At 39.9% G+C, this 12,854-nt stretch carries 12 protein-coding genes; 1 reads left to right on the top strand and 11 read right to left on the bottom strand.

Annotated elements, in window-relative coordinates:
* Nucleotides 1–69: 69 nt before the first annotated feature.
* The 11 genes from ACLCDV_RS22780 to ACLCDV_RS22730 form a co-directional block, all read right to left on the bottom strand.
* Nucleotides 70–1,554 carry an NADH-quinone oxidoreductase subunit N gene (locus ACLCDV_RS22780; protein WP_333577578.1) on the bottom strand — a complete coding sequence of 495 codons (1,485 nt, stop codon included), beginning with the start codon at nt 1,552–1,554 and terminating at the stop codon, nt 70–72.
* Nucleotides 1,555–1,560: 6 nt separating this feature from the next.
* The gene (locus ACLCDV_RS22775) at nt 1,561–3,162 is read right to left on the bottom strand and encodes a complex I subunit 4 family protein (protein ID WP_411972291.1); all 1,602 of its coding nucleotides are present in this window, start codon (nt 3,160–3,162) and stop codon (nt 1,561–1,563) included.
* A 3-nt stretch (nt 3,163–3,165) separates the two neighbouring features.
* Nucleotides 3,166–5,220, bottom strand: coding sequence for an NADH-quinone oxidoreductase subunit L (locus ACLCDV_RS22770; RefSeq protein ID WP_411972290.1), 2,055 nt, complete (start codon nt 5,218–5,220; stop codon nt 3,166–3,168).
* 3 nt (nt 5,221–5,223) lie between these two features.
* Nucleotides 5,224–5,532, bottom strand: coding sequence for an NADH-quinone oxidoreductase subunit NuoK (nuoK, locus tag ACLCDV_RS22765; RefSeq protein ID WP_411972289.1), 309 nt, complete (start codon nt 5,530–5,532; stop codon nt 5,224–5,226).
* Nucleotides 5,529–6,074, bottom strand: coding sequence for an NADH-quinone oxidoreductase subunit J (locus ACLCDV_RS22760; RefSeq protein WP_317669506.1), 546 nt, complete (start codon nt 6,072–6,074; stop codon nt 5,529–5,531). The genes nuoK and ACLCDV_RS22760 overlap by 4 nt, the downstream gene beginning before the upstream one ends.
* A gap of 3 nt (nt 6,075–6,077) precedes the next feature.
* Complete coding sequence (locus tag ACLCDV_RS22755) at nt 6,078–6,641, bottom strand: NuoI/complex I 23 kDa subunit family protein (RefSeq protein WP_288066690.1); 564 nt, start codon at nt 6,639–6,641, stop codon at nt 6,078–6,080.
* Nucleotides 6,642–6,645: 4 nt separating this feature from the next.
* Complete coding sequence (gene nuoH, locus ACLCDV_RS22750) at nt 6,646–7,719, bottom strand: NADH-quinone oxidoreductase subunit NuoH (RefSeq protein WP_317669507.1); 1,074 nt, start codon at nt 7,717–7,719, stop codon at nt 6,646–6,648.
* Between the two features lie 250 nt (nt 7,720–7,969).
* Entirely contained in the window at nt 7,970–9,256 is a 1,287-nt protein-coding gene (locus tag ACLCDV_RS22745; RefSeq protein ID WP_075994228.1) for a citrate synthase, read from the bottom strand.
* 190 nt (nt 9,257–9,446) lie between these two features.
* Nucleotides 9,447–9,692, bottom strand: a complete 246-nt coding sequence (locus ACLCDV_RS22740) for a hypothetical protein (protein WP_317669509.1) — start codon at nt 9,690–9,692, stop codon at nt 9,447–9,449.
* An 81-nt stretch (nt 9,693–9,773) separates the two neighbouring features.
* Nucleotides 9,774–10,781: an SPFH domain-containing protein gene (locus ACLCDV_RS22735; RefSeq protein ID WP_333577581.1), complete on the bottom strand. Its 1,008-nt coding sequence runs from the start codon at nt 10,779–10,781 to the stop codon at nt 9,774–9,776.
* Nucleotides 10,782–10,786: 5 nt separating this feature from the next.
* On the bottom strand, nt 10,787–12,157 hold the full coding sequence (locus tag ACLCDV_RS22730) for a hypothetical protein (protein ID WP_411972288.1): 1,371 nt from the start codon (nt 12,155–12,157) through the stop codon (nt 10,787–10,789).
* A 332-nt stretch (nt 12,158–12,489) separates the two neighbouring features.
* Here ACLCDV_RS22730 and ACLCDV_RS22725 point away from each other — a divergent pair, with 332 nt between their 5' ends.
* On the top strand, nt 12,490–12,852 hold the full coding sequence (locus ACLCDV_RS22725) for a BlaI/MecI/CopY family transcriptional regulator (RefSeq protein ID WP_209580554.1): 363 nt from the start codon (nt 12,490–12,492) through the stop codon (nt 12,850–12,852).
* Nucleotides 12,853–12,854: the final 2 nt, after the last annotated feature.

Genomic DNA, 12,854 nt, shown 5'->3' with positions numbered 1-12,854 from the left:
ATTGAGATAACCTCGTCTTTTATCCAAAAATCATTTTTCTATCGATAAAACCTGGCATTTATAAAATGCTCAAAATATCTTTAGCAGTAAGTCTGGAAATAGCCCTAATAGGACTAATAGAATCGTACACAATAATGCAATGCTGAGAAGGAAAGGATTAAATTTTTGCACAGACTGAACAGTATTATCCCTTAAAAACGCATTCAGTGGTATTTTAAAATAATAAAATAGGGAGATAACTGATGTCAACGCACCGACAATAAGCAATACCAATAAACCGAAGGATTGGAAGTTTTGGTATTGTTCGAACACTTTTGAAAAGACCAAAAGTTTTCCAACAAAACCTGCAGTAGGGGGTAGCCCCACCAAAGCGATTAAAACAATTGAAAACGAGGTGAACAGCAGTGGGTACTGCTTTCCTAAGCCGCGATACGATTCAATTGAAGTATTTCCTAAACTAGCTTCCAGAGCATCAATAAAGATGAATACCGCAATATTCATCAAAGCATATATGGAAAGATAAAATAATAGCACGTTGGATTCATTATTCTGATAAACCAATACAGCCATAAGGAGTATGCCGGTATGTCCAATAGAAGAATAGGCCATCATCCTTTTGGCGTCCTGTTGACGTAAAGCGGCTAAGTTACCGATCAACATCGTTGCTACGGCGATCGCAATAATCACATAAGTCAAGAAATCACTAAAATAAAAGGACACGTTAAGCCAGGCTGAAAGTATCTTGGATAATAGCACAACAACAGCAATTTTGGGTACTGTAGCGAGATAGGTTGTAATCACTGTAGGTGCACCTTGATAAACATCCGGGCTCCAGACATGAAAGGGAAAAAAGCTCAGCTTAAAACCAATACCCGTCAACAAAAATAATAAAGCAATGCTGATCATGATATGAGGGGCTTCCATTAATCCAGCAATATGACTTGGAGCATCAAAATTCAAGTTTCCCGTGAAACCGTATAGTAAAGACAAACCGTAAAGCATCACTGCCGCACAGATCGATCCAAAGAGTACATATTTTAAAGCAGCCTCCGATTGGATTTTAGTGGTGGAGAAATAACCCACCATGATATAGGAGCTAATCGAAACCGTTTCGACAGCAATAAATATCATCAGCCAATTGCTCGACATGGTCAATAGATTCAGACCCAATGTCCCCGTCAGTAAAACAGCGTAAAGATCTCCTAAGGGGCGGCCATGCGCTTGATGGCGTTGTTGAATGAATATGCAAATGAGGATTGTTGATAGCAGGATAATCAGTCGTGCCGAAGTAGCGAAAGCGTCAACCCGGATCATATCAAAAAAGCCAGCCATCTCTACCTTACTGAGTCCCTGGCCCACAAGGTAACAGCCACTGAACAATAGTCCGATGATAGTAATGACAAAAGATGTATTCTTCCAGTGTTTGTCAGCAAAAAGACTAGCGAGGATAGTACTAATAAAAGTAATGATCAGTATCAGTTCGGGTTTAAAATATGGGATACTGACGATAATCTGATCGATGAAAGAACTGATATATGGACTGAATGTGAGCATGCCAGATTAGATAAATTGTTGGATAAAGCTCACAAGATTCAGAACACTTGCGTTTAAATTGTTAAATACTAATGCCGGCATAATACCAAGTAATAAGGCCAGGGCTAAAGTTGGAAATAGGATCACTTGTTCACGTAAATTCACATCTGTTAGCGTATTGCTCCAAGATTCGCCGCCTTTTAAACGTATTTGCCCAAAAAACATGCGTTGCAAGGTCCAGAGTAGGTAGGCAGCACTTAATAGTATACCTATAGAACCTGCTATAGCCATCCAACGGGGCAGTCCTGTGCCAACACTCTCGGCATTGAACGAACCGATAATGACAAAGGCCTCTCCAATAAAAGCTGAAAAGCCTGGTAAACCCAAGGAAGCAAAAAATGCGACAGCAACATAGCCTGTATATTTGGGCATAATTTGAGCTAAACCACGGAAACTATAGATATTTCTGTCATGTACTCGGTCATAGACCACGCCAACAAGGAAAAAGAGTGCCGCTGATAAGAATCCATGGGAAATCATCTGAAACATGGCGCCAGAAATACCTTCTGCAGTCAGCGATGCAATACCAAGCAGCACAAAACCCATATGAGAGACCGATGAATAAGCAATCATTCGTTTCAGGTCTTTCTGTGATAAGGCATTCAAGGCACCATAAATAATGGAGACAACGCCGATTAAGCCAAGCCACCAATTGGATAAGGCTGCCATGTCAGGAAAGATGCTATAACAGATACGGATAATACCGTAACCACCAATTTTCAGGAGGATACCGGCAAGAATAATAGATACTGGTGTCGGCGCTTCAACGTGCGCGTCCGGTAGCCAAGTATGCAATGGCACGATTGGTACTTTAATGGCAAAGGCAAAGAAGAGCACAATGAAACCGATCAGTCGAGCCGAAACGCCCAAAATTTCCTGGTAACCCTCCCAGCCGAAAATAGAACCCTCAAGATAATTCTGTGGATTCATCATATAGATCATGTTGAAGGTATGTGCTCCAGTCAAAGGGTTGATTACTGAAAAATACAATCCTACGATAATCAACAACATAAATACAGACCCGAATAGGGTATATAGAAAGAATTTTATAGCCGCGTATTCGCGTCTTGCACCACCCCAGATACCGATCAGGAAGTAGAGTGGCAGTAACATGACTTCATAAAACAAATAGAATAGGAAGAAATCCAATGCGCAGAAAATCCCCATAACGGCCATATTGAGTACCATGAGCAAGGCAAAGTATCCCTTCGGACTTTTCTGTATATTCCAAGAGGCGCTTATAGCCATCAGCATAACGAAAGCACTCAGCAATAACAAGGGCATGGAGATCCCATCAATACCAATAAGATAATCGATCTCTAATTTACCTATTGATCCTAAATCTAATCGGATCCAAGAAAGCTGTTCAACAAATTGATAGCCCGCCAGATCTTGGACTCCTGTTTTGCTTGCATCAAACTGTGCATAACATATTCCGGCCAGTACAAATTGGATTGCTGTGAATGCTAAAGCAATATATTTGTAACTCGATTTATATCGTGTCGGTAAGGCGAGAATGAGCGCCGTAGCCAATAGCGGTAAAAATATCAATAAGGATAAAATAGGCATTTCCTAAAAAAATATAAGATAAATTAAACCAAGTAAAACTAATAAAAAGACGGAATACAATGTTGTCTGTAGCTTTCCATTTTGGACCAGGCGGACTTGATTGCCGGTCCAGTAAGCCGCAGAAGCAACCGTATTAACAAAACCATCTACAATATATTTGTCTATCCATACACTTAGCTGAGAAAGGGATAAGACGAGAAACTGAATCAAAGAAACAAAGGCGTCAACAACATAACGGTCAAACCAGTAGCAGAACTGTGCCAATTTTAAGGTGCCATTGACAAATACTGCTTCGTAAAACTGATTGATATACCCTTGATTGAAAGAAATCTTTAATGCCCAGTTAGCAGGGTTTAAAGGATATTTATTCTGTACATACCATTTCCAACCGATGATCCAGCCAATAGCAGAACCAAGAAGCAGTATTGCAGGGATAATAAGGTGTGCACTGTGACTTGGCGCAAAGGCATATTCATCCAATAGAAGGCCGTCCATCAACCAGGAATCGTGATAAGAAAAAGGGTTGAAAGAAAAGAGCGGAAATAAGCAGAACAGTCCCAAAAAAAACATGGGGAACAACATGGTCTTTGGCGCTTCATGTAGTGGATGACCATGCAGTTTGCCTTGTAGCCGGTCGGCAAGCCTAAACTCTCCAAAAAAAGCTTTAAATAGCAAACGCCCAATATAGAAAGCTGTTAAAATACTTACAATAATCAAACTTATGGGGACGATAAGGTATAAGTTACCTTTTGAAATAGCCCATTCAAAGGAGGAGATAACGATACTATCTTTGGATAGATAACCTGAAGTCAACGGGAACCCTGCGAGTGCTAGCGAAGCGATGCCCATTAGCACAAAGGTCTTGGGCATATATCGACGTAGCCCGCCCATGTTCCGTAAATCCTGCGGATCAAAGTCCAGGTGGCTATGTTCTTTAAAATGGGCCATTTCATGAATAACAGCTCCGGCAGAAAGAAACAACAGACACTTAAAGAAGGCATGCGTTGTCAGATGAAATAAGGCAGCATCCCATGTTCCAATGCCAATACCAACCATCATAAAACCTAACTGCGAGATGGTCGAAAAGGCAAGAATACGTTTGATGTCGTATTGGCCAAGGGCGAAGTACGCGGCCGAAGCAGCGGTTATTGTACCAATGATGGCAATGAATAATAAGGCAGATTCATTAAATAATGGAAATACGGTAGCCAGCAGGAATACACCAGCAGCTACCATTGTCGCGGCGTGAATCAACGAGGATACGGATGTGGGGCCTTCCATGGCATCTGGAAGCCATACATGTAACGGAAATTGTGCAGATTTAGCCATAGCTGCCAAGAAGAAGGCTAATCCTGCAATGGTAAGCCAAATCTGAGGTAAGCTATTGACCGGAGATATCCATAATCCTTGGGCGATTGTGGATTGATAGATTAAGCCATTATCGCCAAATAAATCGACTAAATTGAGTGTTTTGAACTGCGTAAATACGATCGCAAGACCGATTAGGAAACCGAGGTCGCCGATACGATTAACCAAAAATGCTTTTTTATTGGCTTGTGCAGCTGTTTCGCGGGTAAACCAAAATCCGATGAGAAGATAGGATGCAAAACCGACCAACTCCCAAAAAACATACATCAACAGGAGACTATCCATAATGACCAATCCCAACATCGCAAAACAGAATAAGCTGAGATACATCCAATAGCGGTGAATACCGGGATCGCCTTTCATGTAGGCTCTGGAGTATATATGTACGGGTAAGGCAACAGAGGGTACCAAAAAAAGCATTAAAGTGCTCAAATTATTCAGCAGGATACCAACTTTAAAGGATGTTTCACCAATCGTGAACCAATTTACTTGAATAGATACCGCGGGATTATTCCATATGGACAACCAAGTGAGTCCACCAGCGATAAAGCTGAGGATAATAGCCGTGAGAGAAATAAGGCCGGACTGGTCGCGTTTGCCTACTAGTGCTTGATATAGGAATGCCGCGAATGGTGCCACTAAGGTAAGCAGCGCAGTCAGAAGGGGCGATATGTGAACAAATTGATCCAATGTTTACTTGTCTTTTAATTGGTTTATCTCATCCAGATTAATGGTTTTGTAATGTCTATAAACATTTAATACAATCGCCAATCCAACAGCGACTGCCGCCGCAGCGAGAACAATGGCAAACAGTGCGAAAATTTGCCCGCCATAACTGACCTTATCATATTTACCAAAGGCAACAAAATTCAGGATAGCTGCATTGACCATCAACTCAATACCGACCAAAATCATGATCGCATTTTTTTTGGAAAGCACGGTATAGAGCCCAATGCAAAAGATGCAGGCACTGACAACCAAAAAATGCGTCAGTGTAATCATATCGCACGCTCCTTTCTGGATAAATGTGATGCTCCGATCAAGGCCATCATCAAAAACACGGATATGATTTCAAATGGCAATACATAAAAAGTCATAAAACGTAATCCGATCTGATGTATATTATTGTCTGTTGCGAGGATCTCGGTATTATTTTCCTTGGCATTTAAGATCCACCATGCTGGAGAAGCTTGTTGCCATTCGACGATGCCATAAAGCATCAGTAACAGGAAACCAAGCACGATTGGAATAGTCTGCCATTTGGGTAGGCTTAAGAATGAACCGCTACTATTTTGAAGATCTTTTAAAAGCTCTTTATTGGAAAGCATAAAGGCAAATAACATCAATATGAGCACGCCGCCAACATACACCATAATTTGTGTAATAGCTACAAAATCGGCTAAAGCAAATAGGTAAAGTCCTGCCATTGCAAATAAAACAATAAAAAACAGGAATAGAGCGCGTGCAATATTTTTAAGATTAACGAGCAAGAGTGCTGAACCGACTGCTAGGGTAGCAAAGGCGTAGAATAAAATACTTTCCATCTTTTATTTTTGCTTTGCTGCCTCCTTGTCAGCTTGAAACTTGGTCCATTCTGCTTTACGTTGTGCGACCTCGCTATCGGTCATATCGGAGAAACCATAGATAAGATCAGTCAGTTTTTGTGAGCTGCGGTCATATTCGTTGGTCATGGTAATACATTCTGTGGGACATACTACCGTGCATAGTCCACAATACATACATTTAGCCATATCAATATTGAATTTGGCCGGGTATAGTCGTTTAACGCTACCATCGGAAGTTTTTCCAATTGCTTCCGGAGATTTGATTGCTTCGATTTCGATGCAGTCTACAGGACAAGCCTTTGCGCATAGATCACATACAATACAGTCCTCGATATCGACTTGCAGCTGATAGCGGGCAACCTCGGGGATCGGCATTTTTTCACGTGGATACTGCACCGTGACAATTCCCTCCTGCTGATCAAAGTAGTTATCCTTTTTGATATTTAATTCCGTTCGCGAACGTCGGGCACCAAACAAGTGTTTAACAGTCAAAGATAAACCCTTGATTGCCGTACGAAATGCATGCGAAGCCGTTTTAAATATCATAATCTTATGCTATAACTAAAATTCGCCAAATTGCAGAAATGGCCATACAAAGAAAAGCCAGCGGCGTCAATACTTTCCAACATAAACTCATCAGTTGATCTGCACGCAACCGTGGTAATGTCCATCGGATCCACATTTGTATACCAACAATAAACAATGATTTGGCCAAGGTCCAAAATATTCCCCACACTAAGCCTGTGGTCCAATCGGCCAAACGTATTGCACCTATGTTGGGTAACGGTGTATTCCAAGCTCCTAAGAAGAGAACAACGCCCAACATGGATACCAAAAACATCATGGCATACTCCGCCAAAAAGATAAAGGCAAATTGTATCCCGCCATATTCCGTATGGAAGCCACCGACCAATTCAGATTCGGCTTCCGGAATATCAAAGGGAGCACGATTACACTCGGCAAGGGTTGCGATAAAGAATATGATGTAGGTGATAATCAAATGTGGAGCCTGAAAAATATTCCAGGCAAAGAGGCCCCCAATCTCATTGACTTCCCAAAGACCCAAGAATTTAATGCTTCCATTGGTTAGGATGCCCTGTCCAATAGCGATTTCATTCAAATTTAGGGTTTGGGTGAGCATAACGACCGTAATCAGTGAGAGGCCTACCGGAATTTCATAGGATACCATCTGTGCAATCGCACGCATGGAGCCTAATAGAGAATATTTATTGTTGGATCCCCAACCTGCCATTAAGATGCCCAAAGCATCAATGGAGATGATAGCCATAATGAAGAACAAGCCTGTATGTGTATCCGCGGGAATAAAGTCCTTTGCCCATGGGATAACAGCAAAACCTGTAAATACAGCAACGAAAATAACGATAGGTGCAAGCCTAAAGAGAATTTTATCGGCTGATGAAGGGGTGATTAATTCTTTTTGGAGCAGTTTGAGAATGTCGGCGATTGTTTGGAGACTACCATACTTTCCTGTTTCCATCGGACCGAGTCGATCCTGGACAAATCCCGCAATCTTTCGTTCAGCATATACTGCAAACAAGGTGAAAGCTGCTATAAAGGTGAAAATAGCAATGGGAACCAAGATATGTAGTATTGTTTCTAACAAGTCTTATTTATAATGATTTTTAATAAGAGACCAATGAATACGCAAACTTAACGAAAAACAGGGAATTTAGATAAGGAAAAATTAAAATATACTTAACAAGTAGATTATCGTGACAATAGCGTAACAACGAGTAATCATATCGTGTTCGAATGGGTGGCTTCGGACAGCTGTAAAGCCATCCCTGTTAGCTCAGATAAAAATAAAAAAGCACCCCGAAGGATGCTTTTTATGGATATAAATCGAAATCGAATTAACGATTTGAAAATTCAACGTAGTCGCGTTCTGTGTGGCCAACGTATACTTGTCTAGGACGACCGATAGGCTCTTTGTTTTCGCGCATTTCTTTCCACTGTGCAATCCATCCTGGTAGACGGCCTAAAGCAAATAATACGGTAAACATGTCTGCTTTGAAACCTAACGCACGGTAGATGATACCTGAATAGAAATCAACATTTGGATAAAGTTTTCTGTCAATGAAATATTGGTCATTCAATGCTGCTTCTTCCAGTTTCTTCGCGATATCCAATACAGGATCTTGAACACCTAATTTTTCTAAGATATCATCACAGGCTTTTTTGATAATTTTAGCACGTGGGTCGAAGTTTTTGTAAACACGGTGACCGAATCCCATTAAGCGGAAAGGATCGTTTTTGTCTTTTGCTTTAGCAAGATATTTTTCAGCATCACCACCATCATTTTTAATGGCCTCTAACATCTCGATTACGGCTTGGTTTGCGCCACCATGTAATGGTCCCCATAATGCGTTGATACCTGATGCAACAGAAGCATAAAGGTTTGCATTGGATGAACCTACAATACGGACAGTAGATGTTGAACAGTTTTGCTCATGATCAGCATGTAAAATCAACAATTTGTGCATGGCATCAATGACGACTGGATCGAATGTTTTTTCATCGTTAACTTCTCCGAATAACATGTTTAGGAAGTTGTCGATATAGCCAAGGTTGTTTTTAGGATAAACAACAGGGTGGCCCAATGATTTCTTCTGGATCCAAGAAACGATTGTTGGCATTTTTGCCAAAAGATTGATGATCGTTTGATCTTCTTCTTCGTCTGTTAAGTTTGGATTTAAAGATTCTGGGTAAAACGCCGATAATGCACCAACTAAACAGGAAAGTTGACCCATTGGATGTGATTTGGAAGGAAAACCAGCGAAGAAGTTTTTCATATCTTCGTGAATCATCATTTGCTTTTTGATGTCAGCTCTGAATTTTTCCAATACCTCTTTTTTTGGAAGCTCTCCATAAATCAACAAATAAGCAACTTCCAAGAAAGTCGATTTCTCTGCCAATTGTTCAATTGGATATCCTCTATATCTCAATATGCCTTTTTCACCATCAAGGAAAGTAATCGCACTTTTCGTTGCACCTGTATTTTTGTATCCTGGGTCTAACGTAATAAATCCGCTTAGATCTCTTAATTTGGAAATATCAACTGCTTTTTCATTTTCAGTACCGACAATGACCGGAAGGTCATACGAAGTGCCGTCTAAATTTATAGATGCTTTATCTGACATGTTTATATATTATCTTATATCTGATTTGTTATGCTAATCTCACAAATTTAACTATTTGATATTTAAAATTGAAAGTTCTTTTGGAATTAAAATGACATGACTGCGTCATTTTGGATAATATTCACTAATTATTTACTTAAATAAGCAAATAATTTATTCAAATTTAACATTATCTTATTCTGCAAAAATATTAATCTATTTTTCGTTGGGCGACTTTGCCTTTGTCTTCATAGTTCCCCTGTTTGCCTGACCCGAAAAATGGAAGTATAACAAAACAGACCAGAACAATAGCGGTTGCTGTCAATATTCCCGTAGTCCATAAGATTTTACTGAAATTTTCAGCGTCTAGTAGCTGAATGCCCCACAACCCTAAAAGGAAATAGGTGGCAACGAAAAGGATCACCAAGGTGAATAATATACCGAATATGTATTTCATAGCTGAATTAATTTATGTGTTATGAATTGATTCACCTCGGTATAATTGAGCTGAATCGTGATATGAATATCCCCGCATGCATTATATTTTGTTGAGAATCTGTTTTTTGAGTGTATCGAATTCTTCCTGACTAATGATGTTTTCACGGAGCAGCAGCTGCAGCTTTTGAAGTTTCTCGACAAAGTCGCCTTCTTGCTGAATATGATCTTTGATCTCCTCTTTTTGGAGGTCAAACTGTTTTCCGAGTTCCATACCGACGCCCAGTTGTGCACCTACACCCGCGATTCCTCCTTCATTTTTAGCGGCATCACGGAGCGCACGTAGTTTTTCTAATTCAACATAGCTCAGACCTGCCTGTTGTGCCGCTTGATTTTGTGTGCTTAAATCGGCGATTTCTCCGATTCTTCGTTGTGTATTGGCATCAAATTGAGTTCCTAAGATTTTGAAATCCGTAATGTCGAGACCAAGGTCATTAAAATCTTGTTCAACCGCAGTCTTGATGTCGTGGGATAACAGTCCCAGTTGACTGTCAATTTCATTGTAACCCAGTTTCTTTTGTGCAATCTGCGCAATAATTTGTTGTGGGATCCGATTATTGATGATGTCTTGAATGACAGCTGTGCTGACCGTATTTTGATTAGCGACAATGTTTTTATAGAAATGCACCGGTTCCTTGATGAGGTAAGAGAACGTACCATTCAAGCCGATTTCTATTGGTAAATTGTAATGGGGGTCGATATATTTTATAGGTGTTCCCGTTCCCCAGGATTGATTGACGATAGCAGCTGTGCGAAAAAAGTAAATGTAAAGCTTATGCTCGGATTCAAAATTCTGCCGTAAACGCGCTAAAGTGGTAAAGAAGGGATGGTTGTCCGTTTTGAGGTTGTACGTTCCTGGTTCGGTCAGCAGGTTTTCACCTTTTCCCTCATACACAAGGATGCAGCCCTGCCCTGGAGCGAGGATCAGCTTGCTGGAATTTTTGATCTCATTCCTTTCGGATGGAAATTTATACCATAATAATCGAGGGTCTTGGTTTTTCCACTCGATGACTTCAGAAAGTTGGTTGTTAAAAAGATTAAATAGTCCCATAGTGATTAATTTAGTGTGTCGAATTTGGGGTTATACCCTTCAAACTTGTTGATTTGTTTTCCATTATTATCAAAATAATAATAGTCGCTGGCGCCCTTTATAATAAAACCATCTTTGAGTAGGCTCCCATTTCCATACATGGATTTAAGATCTGTAGTCACTGTTTTTTGTATGGCGCCAGTTGTTACATCCAATAGTTGGATCTGGAAAGGGTCGTCTTCAGCAGGCGTTGGTTTATACGCGATGAGTAGCGTTTTGTCATTCTGCGCAATGATTACAGGCTGAAAGTAAAGCCTTCCTGGTGTGAAGTCCTTGAAGCTAATCAGACGGGCGCCTTTAAATTGCCATGGATTGATCAATACCTTTTTATAAGGATCACGGTCGGTAAAAATACCCGAACCGCCATAGTCTTTATCCCAGGAAAAGCGCGGGCTATCTTTGGGAAATCCATATTGATATTGGTAACTGTACTGGATTAACTGGATTTTTTCTTCCGGATAATAACTGGATTTACTTGAAAAAGCGAATTCCGTTTTTGTCGTTGGATTGGGAAGTTTTTTCCTTCTCTCATCGTAAAGCTGTTTATCGGGGATAGATTTATTAATTAAGGGGTAATAAGCTAGATTTTGACCCTCATTGTTGACAATTTGATAGGCTGATCCATAGTCTTCGTATTTAAATTCAACCTTAGCGATGCCTGTGCTTAAAGATGGCGCATCTTTCACATAGTTCTCAAGCACACTTTTATATGTAAGTGTATTTCTGTCCAGCTGATAAATGTATTTGGCTTTGACGATAATATAGAGATTCTGGTCTTCAAATACCTGAAGTTTGACGTCGCTGCTCGACAGTTCGACAGGTGTTTCCATCAATGCCTTTACCCATTCTTTTTTACCTGTTTTTGGATCGAAAAACCCAATATAAACCTTATTATCCTTGTTTTCGTCCATTCGTTTTCTGAAGGTTCCGACATTACCGACGACAACAACGTGGGGCGTATTATCTTTGTCCAAAAATAGTGTGTTGCTTGCGTAATTCCATTCAAGAGGTTCTACCTCTTCTTTTTTCTCTGCTGTATTAGAGGTGCTGTAAGTTGAATAATTGGGCGCTGGCTTTTTGGAAAAAATAGCGCTTAGGGCTCCAATGACAAACATAAGAGCAATAAAGCCCACGACAGCAAATAATACAATCCGTACGGCTTTATATTGATCCGGATTGTTGCGCGGATAGTTGTAGTTGTGATTGATATTGATGTCGTCGCTATCTAAAAAAAATTCTGTTCCACAGCTATCGCATTTATAATAATCGGGGCGTAGTGTGGTGATTTTTATACTTCCGCAATGCGGACATTTAATCGCTTTGATATTTTTAGCCATTTATCTTACCTGTATTTTTTTGAACCATCTTTTGGCGCATACAACCGGACTGATTCCAGGGGATTCTATCCAGTTGAAAGTTCTGCCTTTTCAATTGATGAAACGATTTATGTGTGAATTTAGAATTAAAATAATCGTATAACAAATTTTCTGCCAGCTAACTTATATTCGTCGAATCTGAGTTTAAATACGCAGGAAATGAGCCGTTTGTTTTTTTTAAACAAGGGAGACGGCGCTGTTCACTATTAATTTGTAAAACAAAGAGAAAATATTTTTGGTATTTACGAATTATTCGTAGATTAGTGAAAGATTAGAAAAAGGAATAAACAGCTATGGAAAAATTAACAGCACAGGAAGAGCAGGCAATGCAATCTATTTGGAGTCTCAATGGAGGTTTTATAAAAGAGATTTTGGATAATATCAAGGGTGAAAAGATGCCTTATACCACCTTGGCTTCAACAGTAAAGAATCTGGAACGTAAAGATTTTGTGAAAGCAGTACGTTATGCCAATGCCAAGCGCTATGAACCGATGGTGAGTGAGGAAGATTATAAAGCGAAATTTATGAATTCCTTTGTGGGCGATTATTTTAAAAATTCCTATAAGGAGATGGTATCTTTTTTTGTGCAGGAAGAAAAACTAACGGCTGATGAATTAAAGGAAATTATGGACATGATTAAGCATAATAAATCTTAATA

It is taken from the genome of Sphingobacterium sp. Lzh-3, from assembly GCF_046764375.1.
In the GTDB taxonomy this organism is placed as follows: domain Bacteria; phylum Bacteroidota; class Bacteroidia; order Sphingobacteriales; family Sphingobacteriaceae; genus Sphingobacterium.
Note: the sequence above shows the minus strand (reverse complement) of the source record. Positions and strands in the feature narration are given on the sequence as shown.